The following is an 18,167-nucleotide window of genomic DNA, read 5'->3' on the forward strand; positions in this document are numbered from 1 at the left end:
ATCGTGTTCATTTGGTCATCAGCGACGTAAATATGCCGAATATGGATGGCATTACCTTACTTAAAGAGCTGAAGCAAAGGCCAGACACAAAATTTACGCCGGTGATTATGCTTACAACTGAATCTGAGGCATCGAAAAAAGAACAGGGTCGTGCTGCGGGTGCGAAAGCTTGGGTTGTAAAACCCTTTGCACCTGAACAGATGCTTGCCGCCGTAGCAAAACTGATCCAAGCCTAAGGGGGGATTATGCTGACTCCACACCAAACCGATGAGCAATTAATGTTAAAACTTGACGGTGAACTGACGATTTATGAGGCTCGAAATTTGTTTGAGCAGCTGACCCCTTTTGTGTCTCATAGCGAGAAGATCGCCATTGAACTTTCCCAAGTCACTGCTCTGGATAGCAGTTGCGTACAAGTATTGATGGCATTTAAAAAAGCAAGAATAGAACAGGGATGTGAACTGATTCATCACAGTGAAGTCGTGGTGGATGTGCTGGGTAAACTAGGGCTAGTGGGATGGTTTCATGACCCTATCGTTCTTTCGAGTTCACAATAAGACAAAGTGACAAGCTAATGACGAAGCCCCAGGGAGATACTATGGACGAAATGATGGCTGCGGCGCTCCAAACTTATTTTAATGAGAGTAGGGAGTTGCTTGAAGGGATGGAATCTGACCTTCTTGAACTGGATAGCGGGAATCTTGATGGCTTAAATGAGCGATTAAACGCAATTTTCCGAGCAGCGCATACTGTAAAAGGCTCAGCAGGGATATTTAACTTAAATGAGATCGTTCGTTTTACTCATAAAGTAGAAAGCTTGCTTGATTTATTGCGCTCAGAACAACTTAAGTTGCATGAAAAACATATTTCCTTGTTGCTTGAGTGCCGCGATCACATGGTGAGCTTGATTGATGATGCTCAAACGGGGCAAGAGTCATCAGAAGATGACGTTACCGGACAGCGCTTAGGAGCCCGATTGTCTGAGTTTTTAGGTCAATCTGAACCAGAAAGTCATTCACCAACCACGGAATCTGAACCTGATCACACCGCACTCGACAATTTCTGCTGGCATATCTCTTTAACTTTCCCGCTTCATGCATTCCAAGATGGTATGGATCCGCTCTCTTTTCTTTCTTATTTAACTACGCTGGGAGAGGTTATTTATATCGAGGCTGCCGACCGAAAATTACCTGATTGGCACAACTTTGATCCGGAATGTTGTTATTTGGGTTTTGAACTGCGTTTCTATTCGCCGGCATCTAAACAACAAATCGAAGACGTGTTTGAATTCATTCGTGAAGAAGGTGACGTTCGCATCTTTCCACCCAGTGCCAAAGTGGGTGACTTCATTGATCACATTCAATCAATGCCCGATGAAAATTATAGAATTGGCGAAATATTAGTTCGTTGTGGCGCGCTCACTGAGACTGAATTGAAGCGTGCATTGCAGCAACAAAGTGAGCGGCGAGAAGCGAGTTCGGACGCGATACCCATAGGCGAAATTATCACTCAGGCTGATGCTCAATTAGCACCCGTACTCAATGCGGCGGTCGATAAACAAAGTAAAGCCCGAGAGGCGCTAACCAAAGAGCAAAAAAGCTTGCGAGTGGATGCTGAAAAGTTAGATACCTTAATTAATTTAGTCGGGGAATTGGTCACCGCAGGTGCCGGCAGTGCATTACAGGCGGAGCTAATTGGCGAAAATGTAATGATTGAATCTGTTGCACGGCTCAATGGCCTTCTCGAAGAAGTCAGAGACGCGGCACTACAGCTTAGAATGGTGGCTATCGGTGCGACATTTGCCCGTTTTCAACGCGTTGTTCGTGATATGGCGAAGGAGCTAAACAAAAGTATTCATCTCACGGTTACCGGTGCGGATACCGAATTAGATAAATCAGTGATTGAAAAAATTGGCGATCCTTTAATGCATTTAGTGCGCAATGCGATTGACCACGGCATTGAAACAGAGGAAGAGCGTGTCGCAAATGGTAAACCTTCTCACGGCACCATCACGCTCAATGCTTACCATGACTCAGGCAATATAGTGATCGATGTGAGCGATGACGGAAAAGGGCTCAACAGCGAAAAATTGCGCGCAAAAGCGATTGAAAAAGGGCTACTTGATGAAAACCAACTCGTGAGCGATGACGAGATTTTTCAGCTCATTTTTGAGCCCGGCTTTTCAACGGCCCAGCAGGTTTCCAATATTTCAGGACGCGGTGTCGGTATGGACGTAGTGAAGCGAAATATTACTGATTTGCGAGGTCGAGTAGAGATTCACAGCCTACTTAATCGAGGAACAACTATCCGCATTGTATTGCCGCTCACACTCGCGATCATTGATGGTTTCCTAATTGAAGTGAGTAGCGAAACCTTCGTTGTGCCATTGGATGCCGTTCAAGAATGCGTCGAACTTGATGACCAGTGGCTCAAAGATGGCCAAGGCAAACCTTATATTAATCTCAGGGGACAAGTGCTGTCTTTAATTGATTTAAGAGTGCAATTTAACCTCACTGCGCGTCGCTCAAAACGCCAAAATGTGGTGGTGGTCAGTAGTGCGGGGCAAAGTGCTGGTTTGATCGTGGATAATTTGTTGGGGGAATTACAAACCGTAATTAAGCCACTTGGGCCGATTTTTTCACGGGTTAAAGGAATCAGCGGTTCGACTATTTTGGGCAGCGGGGATATTGCTCTTATCTTAGATATCGCCAGTTTATCGCAACATATTATGAAGGAAGAGTCGAAGCATCGCTTATTGGCAATGCACTAACTTGGCTCAATTACATCGTCAGAAAGGAATAGGCTATGTTTAAAAATATTTCAGTTAAATTCAAACTAAGTATGCTAGTTGGCATCTTAAGTTTGTTACTCATTGTGGTCGGATCACTCGGGCTTTATGGCATGCAAAAAACACTGCATGGGCTAGAAACGGTCTACTATGACCGAACCGTACCAGCACTGTCTATCGGTGACATTAAATCTCGTCTTCTGAGCAATCGTATAGCGCTGGCTTTCTCACAACTGTACCCAGAAGCGGATATTATTCGTGCTCAGATTGAGACGGTTGAGAACCACCTCAAAGTGATTGATGACAAATGGGGCAAATACAAGTTAACTAAATTAACCAAGGAGGAGGCTGAATTAGCAACACAATTTGAAGAACAAAATAAAGTCTTTGTTGAGCAAGCTCTACAGCCCACCATTGATGCTTTGCGACGTTTAGACATTGATGAAGCGACTCGCCTTGCGGTTGATAAAGTACGCCCACTCTATGCACCCGTTGAAAAAACAGTAAATGCATTAATTCAGCTGCAATCTAATGAAGCGCAGAATGTTTATAACCATGAGGTTGAGCTTTATGCCAACCTACAAATGATAGCCATTGGATCAATTATATTGGGGCTACTGTTTGGTATTGGATTTGCGGTTACCTTGATCCGCGGGATCTGTAATCCTTTAGAGCAAGCAGTGGCGCTGGCTAACCGACTCGCTGTGGGTGATTTAACAGGTAAAATTGAAGCGACGTCAGGCGATGAATTGGGTCGCTTGCTTGAAGCCATGCAAAAAATGGTGGCCAAGTTGTCAGACATCGTAGGTGAAGTGAATAGCTCAAGTAATGCATTGGCTTCTGCATCCGAAGAAGTTTCAGCTACCGCTCAGAACTTAAGTCAAGGTGCGAGTGAACAAGCGGCCAGTGTTGAACAGACTACCTCGTCGGTAGAGCAGATGTCAGCCTCAATCGCGCAAAACACTGAAAATGCGAAAGTGACCGATAGCATGGCAGGTAAAGCGGCTAAAGAAGCGAAAGAAGGTGGAGAAGCGGTAGCTAAAACCGTGTTAGCGATGAAATCGATAGCTGAGAAAATTGGTATTATTGATGATATCGCTTATCAAACTAACTTACTTGCGCTCAACGCCGCAATCGAAGCTGCTAGAGCTGGCGAGCATGGTAAAGGTTTTGCAGTGGTGGCTGCAGAAGTCCGAAAATTGGCAGAGCGCAGTCAGGTTGCTTCTCAAGAAATTGGTGAGGTTGCTAAAAATAGCGTTGGTTTAGCGGAACAAGCCGGAAAACTGCTGGATGAAATGGTGCCTTCTATTCAAAGAACATCCGATTTAGTGCAAGAGATCAACGCAGCTTCAATGGAACAAGCAACCGGAGCAACACAAATTAACCAAGCGATGGAACAGCTCAACAGTATCACGCAACAAAGTGCTTCCGCATCAGAAGAGCTTGCGTCGACCTCTGAAGAGATGAGTAGCCAAGCACAGCAGCTCCAGCAACTAATGACCTTCTTCAAAACAGAAAATAATCGCCGTGAAGCAGCAAATAAATCTTCAGTTCACCACGAGCAGCAACGCCCTAAACAGAAGAAAGATGTTGAGTTTGTCTCTATGGACGATGAACCTGAGTATGTGCGCTTTTAGTGGCTGGAGGTGAATGTGGCTAATCTTATCCCGGTTGAGGCTAACTCGATGATATTGGCTAAGTCCAATACAGAATTAGCACAAGATCAACAGTACTTAACATTTCAGCTCAATGGTGAAATGTACGCCTTTGCGATTTTGCATGTTAAGGAAATATTAGAGTATGGCAAAGTAACTCAGGTGCCAATGATGCCTGACTACATTCAAGGCATTATTAACTTGCGTGGTGAAGTGGTACCTGTCGTCAACCTAGCTCGGCGTTTTTATCTTAAACCGCAAGAAGTGAATAAAAAGACTTGTGTTGTCATTATCGAAGTGACGAATGAAGAACAGCGTCAAGACCTAGGTGTTATGGTTGACAGTGTTTCTGAAGTCATTGAAATATCAAGTAAGTTTATGAGACCTGCCCCTAATTTTGGTACCAAGATCCGGACCGAATTTATTTGTGGTATGGCTCAATTCGATGAAGAGTTTGTCATTATTTTAGCGGAGGATAAAGTCCTATCTGTTGAAGAGCTGGCCATGATGGAACAGGTCAAAGAGCAGAATGAACTTGCAAGTTAAGCACAAATCTCAGCAACTTGGGAATTCAGCCATGGAGCAAATGTCCATCATCAGTGATGCAGACTTTGAGTTGTATCGTGGCTGGATATATCAATCTGCAGGTATCGCACTAACACCCAGTAAGAAAGCGTTGGTGGTTGGGCGTTTAAGCGGGCGCTTAAGAGAGCTCGGTATAAGTTCATATCGGGAGTATTTTGAGTATTTGACGAAATTTAGCGATCAGCAAGTACGCAAACTTGAGCGGCAACGAGTCATCAATTTGCTGACCACCAATGAAACGTACTTTTTCAGAGAAGAGGCCCATTTTGCTTATATCCAGCACCATCTCTTCACTGTATGGGGTAAAAAACAGATCCGTTGCTGGAGCGCAGCAAGCTCGACAGGTGAAGAGGCTTATTCTCTGGCAATGTTATTAGACAGCCGTTACCAAGGAGAATGGCAAATAGTTGGTACCGATATCAATAGTCAAGTGTTGCAAATTGCATCACAGGGTATTTATCCGATGCTACGCCATGAACATATACCGAAAGCCTATCTCAAAACGTATTGCCGAAAAGGCATCGATACCAAGCATGACACATTGAAAATCGTTAATTCATTAAGGAAAAAAGTAAAATTCGGATTAGCGAACTTACAAAATCAGTTGGATGAACTTGGTCACTTTGATCTTATTTTTTTACGTAATGTGATGATTTATTTTGATCAAAATACCAAACAAAGAGTCATCAGTAACGTTACGAACCGATTAAAAAGTGGCGGTATTTTATTAATAGGCCACTCTGAAACATTAAATGGACTTAACTGCGATGACTTGCAATTACTGCAGCCGTCTATCTATCAAAAACGAGGGATTTGTGATTAATGGCGAACGAATTTTTACCTAAAACAGAGGCTCTGAACTTGATGCCTGGTGAGATATTTTTTGGTCATCACAGAGGTTGGATTCATACGCTGCTGGGTTCGTGCGTTGCCATTACGTTATGGCATCCAAAAACGCAGTTAGTGGGTATGTGCCATTATCTGTTGAGCCAGCGATCCGCCCTAGGTGAAGAGGCCAAACAACCTGAAGGCTATTATGCTAGCGATGTTGTGGCGTACTTTTCCCTTCAGTGTCGACGACATCAAATCAATCCTAAGGAATGTGTTGTTAAAGTATTTGGAGGTAGCACTATGTTTGCAGGTCACTACAGCAAAGTCGCTTCGATAAATGTTGCACAACAAAATGTGCGACTGGGTATGCAGTTACTGAAAGAGCACGGTTTTCAAGTAAGCCGCAATGATGTAGGTGGAAAGCGTTATCGTAAAGTATTTTTTGATGTCCAAAATGGTGATGTTTGGGTTCAATATGGGCGATCTTCTGCAAGAGAGGTAGCTTATTAATCAGCCATTGAGTGTCGACTTATAGAGGCATTACATGAAAAAAATAAAAGTATTAATCGTGGATGACTCCGCGGTTGTTCGGCAAGTGATCAGCGCTTTGTTGAGTAATGAACCTGATATTGAAGTGCTTACTCCTGCTTCTGATCCCATATTCGCTCAAAAAAAAATGGCTGTTCAATGGCCAGATGTGATTATTTTAGATGTAGAAATGCCTCGTATGGATGGTATTACGTTTCTTAAGCAACTGATGGCGGAGCATCCGACGCCAGTCATCATTTGTTCTACACTGACGGAACGTGGCGCGGAAGTGACTATGCAAGCATTGCAAGCGGGTGCGTTGACGATTATCACTAAACCCAAAGCAGGGTTGAAAGATTTTCTACAAGAAAGTCGGCAGGAAATGTTAAGTGCGGTGCGCGCCGCTGCACAAGCAAAGCTAGAAAATATTGTTAAACCCAAACCTCATGTACTCAAGAAAGTACAGCAAACAATGCCGAATCCGAATCACCCGACATTAACATTGAAGACCACACAAAAAGTGGTCGTGATCGGCACATCTACAGGTGGGACACAAGCTTTAGAAGCGATCTTAACAGCATTGCCAGCAGTCTCTCCGGGGATTGTTATCGTGCAACATATGCCCGAAAAATTTACCGCGATGTTTGCTGACCGGCTCAATGGGCTTTGTCAAATAGAGGTCAGGGAAGCAAAGAATGGCGACCGAGTTCTTCCGGGGTTGGCATTGATCGCTCCGGGGGGCCGTCACATGCAACTGAATCGAAGTGGTGCACATTATCAAGTCGAAATCAAAGATGGCCCCGCAGTTAACAGGCATAAACCATCAGTCGATGTACTTTTTCGCTCAGCGGCAAAGCATGTAGGCCCTAACGCTGTCGGTTTTATTTTGACGGGAATGGGAGATGATGGCGCACGAGGTTTGCATGAGTTGAAAGAGAGCGGTGCCTATACAGTTGCACAAGATGAAGCAAGCTGTATCGTTTTTGGTATGCCCAAAGAGGCAATCGAACGTGGTGGTGCTTGTTCGGTGCTACCACTCAATCAAATAGCGCAGGAAATATTGCAACGAGCTTCATCGAGGCACTTGTAGATTAGATCTTCATTTATTTTTAGTTGAAACCGACTTGTTGAGACGCTCCCAACAAGTCGTAGTAGTTACTTTTTTAAGCCAATTTGAGATTCGATGGCTTCGGTTTCTATTTCAGGGTGTTCGGCGAGCTTTTCTGAAGCCCATTGATTGATATGCTTCAAAATAGCCGACACGGCATGTTTTTTTGTTGCTTGCTCATTTTCTGCCACATCTAACGCTTGTTTAGGCTTTAAGCCAGTAGCATCTTCTGCGATATGAAGCCAATCAGGATGCCAGTAGTAAGGTTGACCAGAAGGGGTCATCCAGCCATGAACACCGTTTGTTTCACCATTGTACTGCAAATTATCTACATCATTTTTTTTCATATAAGTTCTCGCCATGGATCGATCTGAATACGTGGTTAATGTAACTCGGTTGCATAGCACAATAGAGTGAACATGATCATGTAATTGAACTAAATGTAACAAAGGAAGATGAAATTGAGGTGATTTTGATCTCATGTTTATTTGAAATTCATTCTATTGTTATTGAGAGTGAACACTGATTGTTGGGGAAATAAAAAAACCACCGAGTTTAACGTCGGTGGTTTTTACAAAAATCGTGTTTGATTTTTAGAAGTTTGCAGAGCGTGGTGTACGTGGGAAAGGAATCACATCACGCACGTTGCCCATACCGGTCACATAGGATACTAAGCGCTCAAAGCCAAGGCCGAAACCCGCGTGCGGTACAGTACCGTAACGACGTAAGTCGCGATACCAACTCATGTGTTCAGGATCAATGCCCATTTCAATCATACGCGCATCAAGAACATCTAAACGTTCTTCACGCTGAGAGCCACCGATGATTTCACCAATACCTGGGGCAAGAACATCCATTGCAGCGACAGTTTTACCATCGTCGTTTAGACGCATGTAAAATGCTTTAATGTCTTTAGGGTAGTTCTTGACGATCACAGGCGCTTTGAAGTGCTCTTCAGCAAGGAAGCGCTCGTGTTCAGAAGAAAGATCAATGCCCCATTCAACATCAAATTCAAACTTACGGCCTGAATCGATTAGGATCTTCACCGCATCGGTATAGTCTACTTGCGCAAAATCTGAATTAACGAACTGCTCAAGACGAGTAATTGCCTCTTTGTCGATACGCGAAGCAAAAAACTCCAGGTCATCACGACGTTCTTCAAGAACGGCTTTGAAGACATACTTCAGCATATCTTCAGCCAGTTTCGCGACATCGTTTAGATCAGCAAACGCGACTTCTGGCTCTACCATCCAAAATTCTGCAAGGTGGCGGCTCGTGTTTGAATTTTCAGCACGGAACGTTGGGCCAAAAGTGTACACTTTGCTTAATGCACAAGCATACGCTTCGGCATTTAACTGTCCTGAAACTGTAAGAAATGTCTCTTTGCCGAAGAAGTCTTCATTGAAATCGACATTGCCTTGCTCAGTACGAGGAAGGTTAGCGAAATCCAGCGTTGAAACACGGAACATTTCACCCGCACCTTCTGCATCAGAAGCGGTAATCAGCGGCGCTGACATCCAGAAATAACCTTGCTCGTGGTAAAAGCGGTGGATGGCTTGAGAAAGGGAGTTGCGTACACGAGCCACTGCGCCAATCACGTTGGTGCGTGGGCGAAGATGCGCCACTTCACGAAGATATTCAATTGAATGGCGAGTTTTTGCCATTGGGTAGGTTTCAGCATCTTCAACCCAGCCAACAACCTTCACCTCAGTTGCTGCAAGTTCAAATGCTTGACCAGAAGCAGGGGACTCAACAATCTTACCTGTTACTTCGACAGAGCAGCCAGTAGTGAGCTTTAGCACTTCGTCATTGTAATTATTCAGATTATTAGGGACCACGGCCTGAATCGGGTCGAAACAAGAGCCGTCATAAATGGCAAGAAAAGAGATTCCAGCTTTGGAATCACGACGAGAACGAATCCAGCCTCGGACAGTCACTTCACTGTCAACGGCTAGCTTACCGCTCAATACGTCTGTTACAGGCGCGTAAGTCATGTTTGATATAGTCTCCATTGAGGTAAAAATTCAACCCAATGTTCAAAAGTATTCTCACTCTATAAAGTGGACAAAAAACAAGCGAAACATTGGGTTGCTTATTACTTTTTAATTCAATGGCACATATTACCTGTCAATTCGTTCGCATCAACCTTTATTGTCGATTCGTGGCCGAATTCTTAGCAGAAAGCGTAAATTGATTCATCAATGTTTCTAAGCGCTGCGATAGCTGTTTTAAATTGACGCTGATTTCTCGGGTTTGCGTTGCCGATTGAGACGTATCATCAGCATGTCGAGTAATGACTTCGATCTTCCCTTGAATTTCTTGGCTGACTTGTGTGGTCGTTCGTGTTTGATCTTGAATATTGTTTGCATGATCAAGCACCTGCTGCATCTCTTGTACTGCATTACTCATTGCGGAAGATAAAACTTCGACTTCATTTGAACGTTGATGCGCATGTGAGCAGACCAAATCAACTGAGGCGAGCGATGTTTCACTGTCACGTTGGAATTGAGCGATGATTTTCTCAATGTTTCCAGTCGCTTCTGCCGTTCGTGAGGCGAGTTTTCGCACTTCATCGGCCACGACCGCAAAGCCTCTTCCTTGTTCACCCGCTCGTGCTGCTTCAATCGCCGCGTTTAAAGCCAGCAAATTAGTTTGTTCGGCGATACTTTTAATCGTTTCAAGAATGGAGGAAACCAGCCCTGTCTGATTATTAAGTTCAGAAATTTTATCTTTCACGGACTCGATATCGCTTACCAAACCTTTGATATCTGCGCTAGCTGTATGTGCTTGCTGTGCACTTTGTTGAGCGACATTAGCGGTATGTTTGATAAGCTTTGATGCATCAACGGTAGCTTGATTAACCGTCTGTTGTTGAGATTGCATCTCTTCAATATTGAGCTGAACGTCAGAGGTTTCACGCTGCTGATTTTTTGCCGCTTGGTTGGTTGTTTGTGCTACGTCGGTTAACTGGTTTGCTGAATCGGCAAGCGAATGAGAGGTCTCTTGCACTTTTGCCAAACTGTCCGAAACCGTGTCCATTAAAGAGTTGATGGAGACCGCGAGTTGTCCGAGTTCATCTTTTTTGGTGCTGATAAGCCGTTTTGATAAATCTTTGCTCTTACTGATTTCACACATGAATCGTGACGTATGCTGGATAGGGCGAACAATCATCTTGCGGATCAAAAAAAGCGTGATCATAAATCCGATAAAGGCAATGGAAGCCATAATAATAACGGCAATGACAGTGTGAGTACTGATCATTTGGTTTACATGGCTCAGGTTATACTCAAGACGAATAGCTCCTAAAACGGTTCCTTCTTCCGCCATATGACAAGATACGCAGTTTGTGCCTCGGTAATCTAGGCTTGATTTCATCGGTAAGGCGACGACTAATCCTTTCCCCCAGGAAGCATTGAATGGTTCAATGACGGTTTCCCCGGCCAGTGCGCGTTTATCTATCTCGTCCATTGGCTGTTGATTTTCTTTTCCAGGACCATAAAGTTTACTGACCGCCTCTGAACGTAATACTCGCACCTGTTCAATGCCATCTTGCGCGAGTGCCTTTTGGCGTAAGGTCTCTTTCTGAGCCATGGTACCAGTCAACATCATCATATTGAGGCTATCAAAGTAGTTACTCGCTTTATCGTGTAACTGCTCGCTCAGCACCGAATTGAGCAGGTCACGTTGTTGTATATATTGATAGCTCGTTGACACCGTTAATACAAAAGCAAAAACGGTGATGAGCGTAAGTAGCAATTTAGACGTAATTGTTGAGTTCATGATAATTTTATTATTATTGAGAGGGTGACAGTGTAAATATAGCGTTAATATGCACTAGTGCAAAAGTTGTAGTCTTTGGAGTGTGACCCTATACATACTATAGGTTTAACAAATGTGATGTGGCACGTCATGATTCCCTATTAATGCTTAAAATATCACTCAAAGGCGTGGGATTTTCCGTTGTATCACAGTGATAAATTGTACGGTTTCATCTGTCTTGCAATGCAAACAAAGCTGTCTAGAAACTTGTTTCGTGAGTCTATATTCCTTAGTATTGCCTCTCTTTTAAAAGCTTGAGAACCAAGATGAAAACAGAATTATACAAAGAGTTTATGTTTGAAGCCGCGCATCGTTTACCTCATGTACCTGCAGGGCATAAGTGCGGCCGTTTACATGGGCACTCTTTTTTAGTTCGTCTGTATGTAGAAGGTGAGGTCGATCCTCATACTGGTTGGGTGATTGATTTTTCTGAAATTAAAGCGATATTTAAACCTATTTATGATCGTTTAGATCACTATTACTTGAATGACATTGAAGGGTTAGAGAACCCAACCAGTGAAGTGCTTGCGAAATGGATTTGGCAACAATTAAAGCCAAGCTTACCACTGCTCAGCAAAGTTGAAATTAAAGAAACCTGCACGGCGGGTTGTATTTATAAAGGCTAATACCAGCAGACAATTCCGAACAACAAACAATAAATAACAAGTAGATAGGCACTACTATCGCGCCTATCTACTTACCCAATATAAAGAGCCTAATGACCCCAAATTTGGCTTACATATTCAGGATGATCGATATAGGGATTTCGGTTACCTTGAAATTGATAAACGGCGTCATTGCGCTGGCGTTCTTTAGCACTCACAGGATCTTCTTGGTGCCAACGCTTTAGCATAGCCAGAGCCCAAGCTTCAAAAACCACCGTGCTAGTACCATCAAGTATGGCATCAGCGTTGTCAGTATTTCCTTGCCAGCTGCCGATACGGTTCTCGTAGCGGGTTGCCATGTAAAAATAGGCGCGCGCTAGATCGCCTTTAAATTCATCAATAGGCTCAAATACGGTGCCATTATAACCTAGCGTATTGCTTGCACTGCCAAGTTTTGAACCATTACTTGAGGTATAAGTGATATGACCAACTTCGCCAAATGGCCAGTTACTGCGTTTTGCATTGACAAAACCATCAGTGGCAAACAAGTGGTGACCGTCGGAATTCATTGGCTCAACGCTGCCCCCAAACCAACTTTTAGGAAATGAGTGTTCCCTATTGTAACAATCGCCTTCTCGTCGATACTGACCACACTGATCGCTGACTTTAGTAAAACTAACACTGTCGTTGTTGTCAGGTTTCTCAGAATAGATATCTAACATTGAACCGTCATTCTCATAGTAGTTATCTATGTCTGCATTTTGTAATAGTGTCCAAATTGCGGAATAACCGCGGCTATTATGATTCTTTATGATGTTGTATAAGGCCGTTTTTAGTTCAAAACCTGTTTTTCCTATCGCGGCTTGATAATAGTCATGGTTAGCGGGAGGTGTTGATTCACCAAGTAATAAGCTGTTTGATTGGTTGTATTGAAATTCTCCACCAGAGGCCAGTATTTCCGAGCCTTTGGCTAAGGAATAAAGGCCATTGCCAGAGCCACAGCAAATACCATCACCATAACTGTCATGGATGGTGAATTGATATTCACCATCCGATAAGCATATTTCTTGGCTATAAGATGTGGAGTCTGAGTAATTATTACCCGCATAAATAACCTGTGAGAGGCTGTTTTTTATTTCCCAACTTGTTTCAGAAGCGTATTGATCGGTGGTTAAATTCAGAGTCAGGTTGTGAGCGCGACATGTCACATGGCTTGATGGTTGCTCAGCGTTACTATTTTCTGTCTGCGCACTGGTAAGGGGAGAGCAAAGCAGTGCCAGTAGGGTAAGGTATGAAATTTTCGTTGTCATAATTTTCTCATTGGATAGTTAAATCGCAACTAAGATAACCATTTGCTCAGTCAATAAATTAAACCTATATCGCATTTTAATTTGTTATGTATGTGATGTTTCATTATTTATGCGGGAGATCTCACGTTCAGAAGGCTGTGCAAAAAGGTGTTCATAAAAACCTACGCAGTCTGCATATATACAATCTCTTTTCTTACCGCGACTGACACGCTGCCGTTTAGCCAATATCTGTGCGATAAAATCGCCAAAAAGTTGATCGCTTAATCCTCTCAATGCTCATGAACAATCGTAATCATTCTCTTTCGGTGTGCGTGTTATATTCTTAAATATCATTGTTTCTGATTGATTTTAATAAAATTATTTATTGTTTGTATGCATTTTTGTTGCACACTTTTTCGCGTGAATTCTCACTTTCAAGACGTCAACCTCATTGGGTTGGAACCCTTATCTCGTTACGGACATAGTGATTCTATCGAAATGAAATTAGGTAACTAATAATGAATCGGTAACCCAGTTGTCTATATCCGGAATCGATTATTGCTTAACCAGCGCAGATTTCGTGGGTTGCTGCTGCTGAAATTCAGGCACGTCACTATAAACTAAAATGAGCAATCCAATGATGAATAAGAAACCATTAACGCTTCTGGTAGCAGGGCTACTGGGAAGCGCACCCGTTTGGGCGCAAAATGAGCTCACCTTGATCCAGATCGGGGAAAAAATCGTCGAGCGGTTAGAATCGATTAAAGCGACCGCCGAACGTGGAGAAGGGGTGTTTGAACGCAACGGTGAGCGTTGGATCCACTATAAAGGCTTCGATTATCGGCTTAGTTACAAAAATGATCTGCAATTCCCCTTTATACCTTATCAAAGTGGCGATGATACGCCTTATCGCAATGTGATCGATTTTGTCGATCAGAGTTGGGAATTCATGGTGTACGACGGCGGTTTTTATCTGATGAGCCGCGAATTTGGTGTTTACGAATCGGACGAGCAAGGCTGCTTTGTCGAATACATTCCTGCGGCACACGGGTCTAAGCGCGCCGATGGTAGCTATATTTGGCAACGTGATGTCATCTATCGTACCGAAACCTCTGATTGTGGTGCGTTAGTGAAGCCAGAGATTACCTCGTTAACCGTCTCGAGCCTGTCTGATGTCGGTGTGTCATTTGACTGGCTTGGGCAAAATGAAGCCGATAAGACTCAGCTCACCTTAACCAATTTGAGTAATGCGAAGGATGTTCGCCGCTATGATTCGGTTTCTGCGGGCTTTTTTATCGGTGACCTTAAGCCAGGCACATCATATGAGATGGTGTTGAACTCGTGTAATCCAGTGGATTGTGCTGAGCCCAAGGTAGTGCGCTTTACTACTCAAGATGCTCGAGTCGGTTTTGCCGATGAAATCCCAACCCCGAACCATTTGCAAGGCAGTTTAGAGGGTGGGTTGAGCATTACTCAAACCCATACATCAGTCGCGCCGAATAGCAATGAGTTAACTGGTCAAGGTCATCTCGATGCGATCATGAACCGTGAAGCGATGCTGCTGTTTACCCCGCAACAAGGGGAAGAGATTAACCAAGTCCGCGCCGAAGTGTTCCTCGATGGCGAATTAGTGCACACCACCTTGATGCTGCCGCCCAGTGCTCTGGCCGCATCGGATCAGCCAGAGAATGGCCGTATGAAGGTGGTGTTCTCTCATCACGCTTGGTCACTGCCGCTGCAATGGAACTGGATGAAGCCGGAGCTCTCACTGCGCTTGACCGACAACTTAGGCCGTGAAGGTGTGCTCAGCCAAGGAGACATCCAGTTTGGTGGTGCGCCTGAGTTGGTGATTCAAAATATCGACATGGGCATGCTGACTCAACCACGTAACCACAATACGATGATTCAAAATCTTCCAACTTTGGCCGCGGATTATTTCCAAAAAATACCCGCGTCTAAATTGGTGATGGCTGACTACACTCCTGCCTATTTTCCTGTTGTCACTATGCCAAATGGTGTGGTGTACACCGATAAGAGTGCGAGTACGGGTGGTTGGCACAGCGGCGATATGCGTGAAGCGATCGGTAAAGCGTTGGTCTCTACAGGTGTTAACAACGCCAACGTCGGCATTGAGAGTAGTGCGGGTTATTCGCAGCAATACAACCGCCGCTACAACCACATTACCGCACACACCAACGTCGGGGTGTATACCAAAGAAGGTACAGATTTAGCTCAAATTGTGGTTCATGGCGGCAGTGGCGGTGGCGGTAAAGTAACCCTGCAAAATACTACCGGCAATGAATGGTCCCATGAACTGGGCCATAACTATGGGCTTGGCCACTACCCATATATGGCGTCGATTCACGATATGGAATCTGGCTGGGGTTGGGATGCGTTCCAGCAACGCTTTATTGGTAACTTGCACTGGAAAGGCGACGTTTACACCCAACAGCAAGGTGACGATATTGTACCGCCGTTTAAAGATGCGTTCCGTTTCCTGCGTGATGCGCAAAATGGCGGTGAACAAGAGTACATTGGCACCATCAGCCGCTTTACCTTGGAGCATCCGGCTCAGTCGCGTAAAGCACAGCGTTGGATGAACAACGGTTTTAACCTTGATAGCAACAGCCCAAGCGGTTATGTGCAGTGGGATCAGAGTACCCAACGTTATAAAGTGGTAGAAACCGATACACTGAAACCGCAGCAAGTAGGCGTACCCGTAGTTACTTTATTGGGGATTTACGATCCGCAGAATGAGAACCCTAGCCAAATCTATCCTCTGATTTACTCGAATTATGGCAACGTGTTTGAGCTGCCACAGCCAGAGCAAGGGGATTATCAGTTGGAAGGTTGGCAAGCGGTGGCGAACCTGACTCAGGCACAGCTCGATAGCGATATTTGGCAAACATTACGCATAGATGGTGAGCAGCAACGTTTGTGTAAGTTTACTTTCCAAGCGACCAATGGCGATAGATCGCAGTTTGTCGGTGGGGTTGAACCCAGTACCGACCGTTGTTCTGTTGGACGTGATGTAACATGGAACATCAACGTGAACATGACCTCTGCGCAAGGCGAGTATGAACTGCTTTCCAAGTATGGTCGCGGAACGGTGACTTACACACCGACGGCCGATGTCGGTGAAGTGAGCCTATGTACACTCAATAAGTCTGGAAATGATCACGATGGAGCTGGATTTGTCGTTGGTAATCACTGTGAACAGGTTGCAGGTGTGATGCATAAAAATGGCCAAACGTGGCGCTATGCTATTCGTGGCGATGAAGTGTTGCGTCCTACTTACCAGGTTCAGGGCCAGTGTCAGTTGGATGTTGAATTTGCAGATGGGATCCGCGAACAAGTTCGATTGAGTGCCTCTCGCCACGCTGGCAATGAAAGTAACAAGTTCCACGTTAACTTATCGATGGAGAATGGAGTACCAACTCAAGTGAGTTTGCATTGTTCGGATCGCGGTGGTGAAACAGAACTGACTCGAATGACGCCAGATCAGAACCCGCTGCTGGATAAGCTCAAAGGCCCAATCATCATTGGCCAAGAGTACGGTTACAGCCAAGTGGTCGATATGACACCAACCTTCGCACAGAATGAAACTCTGCTGAACACGGATTTTGCAACGATCGCTGAGTTTGATGCTTTTGTGGCCGAACACTATGAGCGTGGCGTTCTAAACAATGGCGTGACGAAAGCGGATCGCCGAGCGGGGGCATTGTATGTCTACCCGAACCCAGAAACGGGCATGCGTGATTACTTTGTAATGCGTATGGTAGATGCTGGCGCATTCCCGGCCGATCAAACCAGTAATCAAGGTTGGAAATACCTAGGTTCGGCAGATCGCTATGTGAACTTTGCTTTCAACCCAATCAAGCTCAATAGAGCGGTTGGTGTGAGCATTGAAGCGCGTGTACAAAGCTACTTTGGTGTATCTCGCTTATTGACATGGGATGAGCGTACCTCAACCACTTGGGATAAGGCGCAAAATGCGGTGTTTGTTGGGCAAATCGATGGTGAAAACCATTACTTTATCCAAAAACGCCCAGGAGAGGGGGAAGCTTTCCCGATGCTCGGAGAGTCAAACCTAGATTGGGTTTACCTTGGCAGCGACAGCACCATTCAAGCTTATCTTGCGGAATTAAATCGTGATTTAGCAAGCTTTGAACGTTCGTTACTGGAGTGGTATCAACAAGATGCGATGGGCGTGTGGGGCAGTGATGGCCAGCGTGGTCAAGTGAACGATATTTATCAATACGCTTTCCGTAGCGGCTATCATTACTACCGCTTGAAAGTGACTAAGTACGGTTATTTCCCTTACCCAACCGATCCCAATCCAACCAACAGTAGCTGGGAATATTTCGGTCAGTTTTAAGTTCCTCACTGGATCGTGAGGTAAAGTCGTAAAATGCGCCACTCGCTGTTAAGCGAGTGGCGTTAAGTTTTAATGAACGAGGTTTTTAAATAGATAGGTGCTCGTTAGCAAACGACTTTAATCGCTAAACCACCTTGAGACGTTTCACGATATTTGGCGTTCATATCTTTACCTGTCTCAAGCATGGTTTCTATCACTTTATCAAGCGAAACACGAGGTGCCGATGAGCGGCGTAGCGCCATACGCGTTGCGTTGATCGCTTTCACTGCAGCAATACCATTGCGCTCGATACAAGGCACTTGTACTTGTCCCGCGACAGGGTCACAGGTTAAGCCCAAGTTATGTTCCATCGCAATTTCAGCGGCCATGCAAACTTGTTCAGGGCTTCCACCCATCAGTTCTGCAAGGCCCGCGGCTGCCATCGAACAGGCAACACCTACTTCACCTTGACAACCCACTTCCGCACCAGAAATAGAAGCGTTACGTTTGTAAAGCCCACCGATAGCTCCAGAGGCGGCAAAGTAACGGATATAGTCTTTTTCAGTAACGGTCTGAATGAATTTATCGTAATAGGCTAACAC

At 44.6% G+C, this 18,167-nt stretch carries 15 protein-coding genes; 10 read left to right on the forward strand and 5 right to left on the reverse strand.

Features of this window, described 5'->3' with window-relative positions:
- The 8 genes from AACQ21_RS17040 to AACQ21_RS17075 all read left to right on the forward strand — a co-directional run.
- A partial coding sequence (locus AACQ21_RS17040; protein ID WP_146127547.1) for a response regulator occupies positions 1 to 236 on the forward strand: 236 nt, incomplete at its 5' end.
- A gap of 9 nt (positions 237 to 245) precedes the next feature.
- Entirely contained in the window at positions 246 to 557 is a 312-nt protein-coding gene (locus tag AACQ21_RS17045) for an STAS domain-containing protein (protein ID WP_013856760.1), read from the forward strand.
- A 17-nt stretch (positions 558 to 574) separates the two neighbouring features.
- Positions 575 to 2,770 carry a chemotaxis protein CheA gene (locus AACQ21_RS17050; RefSeq protein WP_105977267.1) on the forward strand — a complete coding sequence of 732 codons (2,196 nt, stop codon included), beginning with the start codon at positions 575 to 577 and terminating at the stop codon, positions 2,768 to 2,770.
- A gap of 35 nt (positions 2,771 to 2,805) precedes the next feature.
- Complete coding sequence (locus AACQ21_RS17055; RefSeq protein WP_105977268.1) at positions 2,806 to 4,425, forward strand: methyl-accepting chemotaxis protein; 1,620 nt, start codon at positions 2,806 to 2,808, stop codon at positions 4,423 to 4,425.
- 15 nt (positions 4,426 to 4,440) lie between these two features.
- The gene (locus AACQ21_RS17060; RefSeq protein WP_228209078.1) at positions 4,441 to 4,989 is read left to right on the forward strand and encodes a chemotaxis protein CheW; all 549 of its coding nucleotides are present in this window, start codon (positions 4,441 to 4,443) and stop codon (positions 4,987 to 4,989) included.
- Positions 4,973 to 5,851 (forward strand): CheR family methyltransferase, encoded by an 879-nt coding sequence (locus tag AACQ21_RS17065; protein WP_105977269.1) that lies wholly within the window; start codon positions 4,973 to 4,975, stop codon positions 5,849 to 5,851. The genes AACQ21_RS17060 and AACQ21_RS17065 overlap by 17 nt, the downstream gene beginning before the upstream one ends.
- On the forward strand, positions 5,851 to 6,369 hold the full coding sequence (locus AACQ21_RS17070) for a chemotaxis protein CheD (protein WP_013856765.1): 519 nt from the start codon (positions 5,851 to 5,853) through the stop codon (positions 6,367 to 6,369). The genes AACQ21_RS17065 and AACQ21_RS17070 overlap by 1 nt, the downstream gene beginning before the upstream one ends.
- 34 nt (positions 6,370 to 6,403) lie before the next feature.
- On the forward strand, positions 6,404 to 7,477 hold the full coding sequence (locus AACQ21_RS17075; protein WP_017044770.1) for a protein-glutamate methylesterase/protein-glutamine glutaminase: 1,074 nt from the start codon (positions 6,404 to 6,406) through the stop codon (positions 7,475 to 7,477).
- Between the two features lie 65 nt (positions 7,478 to 7,542).
- Here the strand turns inward: AACQ21_RS17075 and AACQ21_RS17080 are convergent, their stop codons facing one another.
- The 3 genes from AACQ21_RS17080 to AACQ21_RS17090 form a co-directional block, all read right to left on the reverse strand.
- Complete coding sequence (locus AACQ21_RS17080) at positions 7,543 to 7,842, reverse strand: hypothetical protein (protein WP_017043621.1); 300 nt, start codon at positions 7,840 to 7,842, stop codon at positions 7,543 to 7,545.
- Positions 7,843 to 8,088: 246 nt separating this feature from the next.
- Positions 8,089 to 9,489: an asparagine--tRNA ligase gene (gene asnS / locus AACQ21_RS17085; RefSeq protein WP_026028293.1), complete on the reverse strand. Its 1,401-nt coding sequence runs from the start codon at positions 9,487 to 9,489 to the stop codon at positions 8,089 to 8,091.
- A 154-nt stretch (positions 9,490 to 9,643) separates the two neighbouring features.
- Positions 9,644 to 11,275 (reverse strand): methyl-accepting chemotaxis protein, encoded by a 1,632-nt coding sequence (locus tag AACQ21_RS17090; protein WP_017048608.1) that lies wholly within the window; start codon positions 11,273 to 11,275, stop codon positions 9,644 to 9,646.
- Between the two features lie 305 nt (positions 11,276 to 11,580).
- Between AACQ21_RS17090 and queD the strand changes: the two genes are divergently transcribed.
- Positions 11,581 to 11,940 carry a 6-carboxytetrahydropterin synthase QueD gene (gene queD, locus AACQ21_RS17095; protein WP_010320709.1) on the forward strand — a complete coding sequence of 120 codons (360 nt, stop codon included), beginning with the start codon at positions 11,581 to 11,583 and terminating at the stop codon, positions 11,938 to 11,940.
- An 89-nt stretch (positions 11,941 to 12,029) separates the two neighbouring features.
- Here the strand turns inward: queD and AACQ21_RS17100 are convergent, their stop codons facing one another.
- The gene (locus AACQ21_RS17100) at positions 12,030 to 13,229 is read right to left on the reverse strand and encodes an HNH endonuclease signature motif containing protein (protein ID WP_017044767.1); all 1,200 of its coding nucleotides are present in this window, start codon (positions 13,227 to 13,229) and stop codon (positions 12,030 to 12,032) included.
- A gap of 619 nt (positions 13,230 to 13,848) precedes the next feature.
- Here AACQ21_RS17100 and AACQ21_RS17105 point away from each other — a divergent pair.
- Positions 13,849 to 17,586: a M66 family metalloprotease gene (locus AACQ21_RS17105; RefSeq protein WP_181185578.1), complete on the forward strand. Its 3,738-nt coding sequence runs from the start codon at positions 13,849 to 13,851 to the stop codon at positions 17,584 to 17,586.
- A gap of 104 nt (positions 17,587 to 17,690) precedes the next feature.
- Here the strand turns inward: AACQ21_RS17105 and AACQ21_RS17110 are convergent.
- Positions 17,691 to 18,167: L-serine ammonia-lyase, iron-sulfur-dependent, subunit alpha (locus AACQ21_RS17110; protein WP_181185577.1), on the reverse strand; the 477-nt coding region annotated here is incomplete at its 5' end.

It is taken from the genome of Vibrio sp. V01_P9A10T6 (assembly GCF_963877065.1).
Taxonomy (GTDB): domain Bacteria; phylum Pseudomonadota; class Gammaproteobacteria; order Enterobacterales; family Vibrionaceae; genus Vibrio; species Vibrio anguillarum.

Bases quoted from the DNA above. Each gene is read 5' to 3' on its own strand.
- AACQ21_RS17055 (WP_105977268.1), top strand. From the start codon at position 2,806: ATGTTTAAAAATATTTCAGTTAAATTCAAACTAAGTATGCTAGTTGGC.
- AACQ21_RS17080 (WP_017043621.1), bottom strand. From the start codon at position 7,842: ATGAAAAAAAATGATGTAGATAATTTGCAGTACAATGGTGAAACAAAC.
- AACQ21_RS17075 (WP_017044770.1), top strand. From the start codon at position 6,404: ATGAAAAAAATAAAAGTATTAATCGTGGATGACTCCGCGGTTGTTCGG.
- asnS (WP_026028293.1), bottom strand. From the start codon at position 9,489: ATGACTTACGCGCCTGTAACAGACGTATTGAGCGGTAAGCTAGCCGTT.
- queD (WP_010320709.1), top strand. From the start codon at position 11,581: ATGAAAACAGAATTATACAAAGAGTTTATGTTTGAAGCCGCGCATCGT.
- AACQ21_RS17105 (WP_181185578.1), top strand. From the start codon at position 13,849: ATGAATAAGAAACCATTAACGCTTCTGGTAGCAGGGCTACTGGGAAGC.
- AACQ21_RS17065 (WP_105977269.1), top strand. From the start codon at position 4,973: ATGAACTTGCAAGTTAAGCACAAATCTCAGCAACTTGGGAATTCAGCC.
- AACQ21_RS17090 (WP_017048608.1), bottom strand. From the start codon at position 11,275: ATGAACTCAACAATTACGTCTAAATTGCTACTTACGCTCATCACCGTT.
- AACQ21_RS17100 (WP_017044767.1), bottom strand. From the start codon at position 13,229: ATGACAACGAAAATTTCATACCTTACCCTACTGGCACTGCTTTGCTCT.
- AACQ21_RS17050 (WP_105977267.1), top strand. From the start codon at position 575: ATGACGAAGCCCCAGGGAGATACTATGGACGAAATGATGGCTGCGGCG.
- AACQ21_RS17045 (WP_013856760.1), top strand. From the start codon at position 246: ATGCTGACTCCACACCAAACCGATGAGCAATTAATGTTAAAACTTGAC.
- AACQ21_RS17070 (WP_013856765.1), top strand. From the start codon at position 5,851: ATGGCGAACGAATTTTTACCTAAAACAGAGGCTCTGAACTTGATGCCT.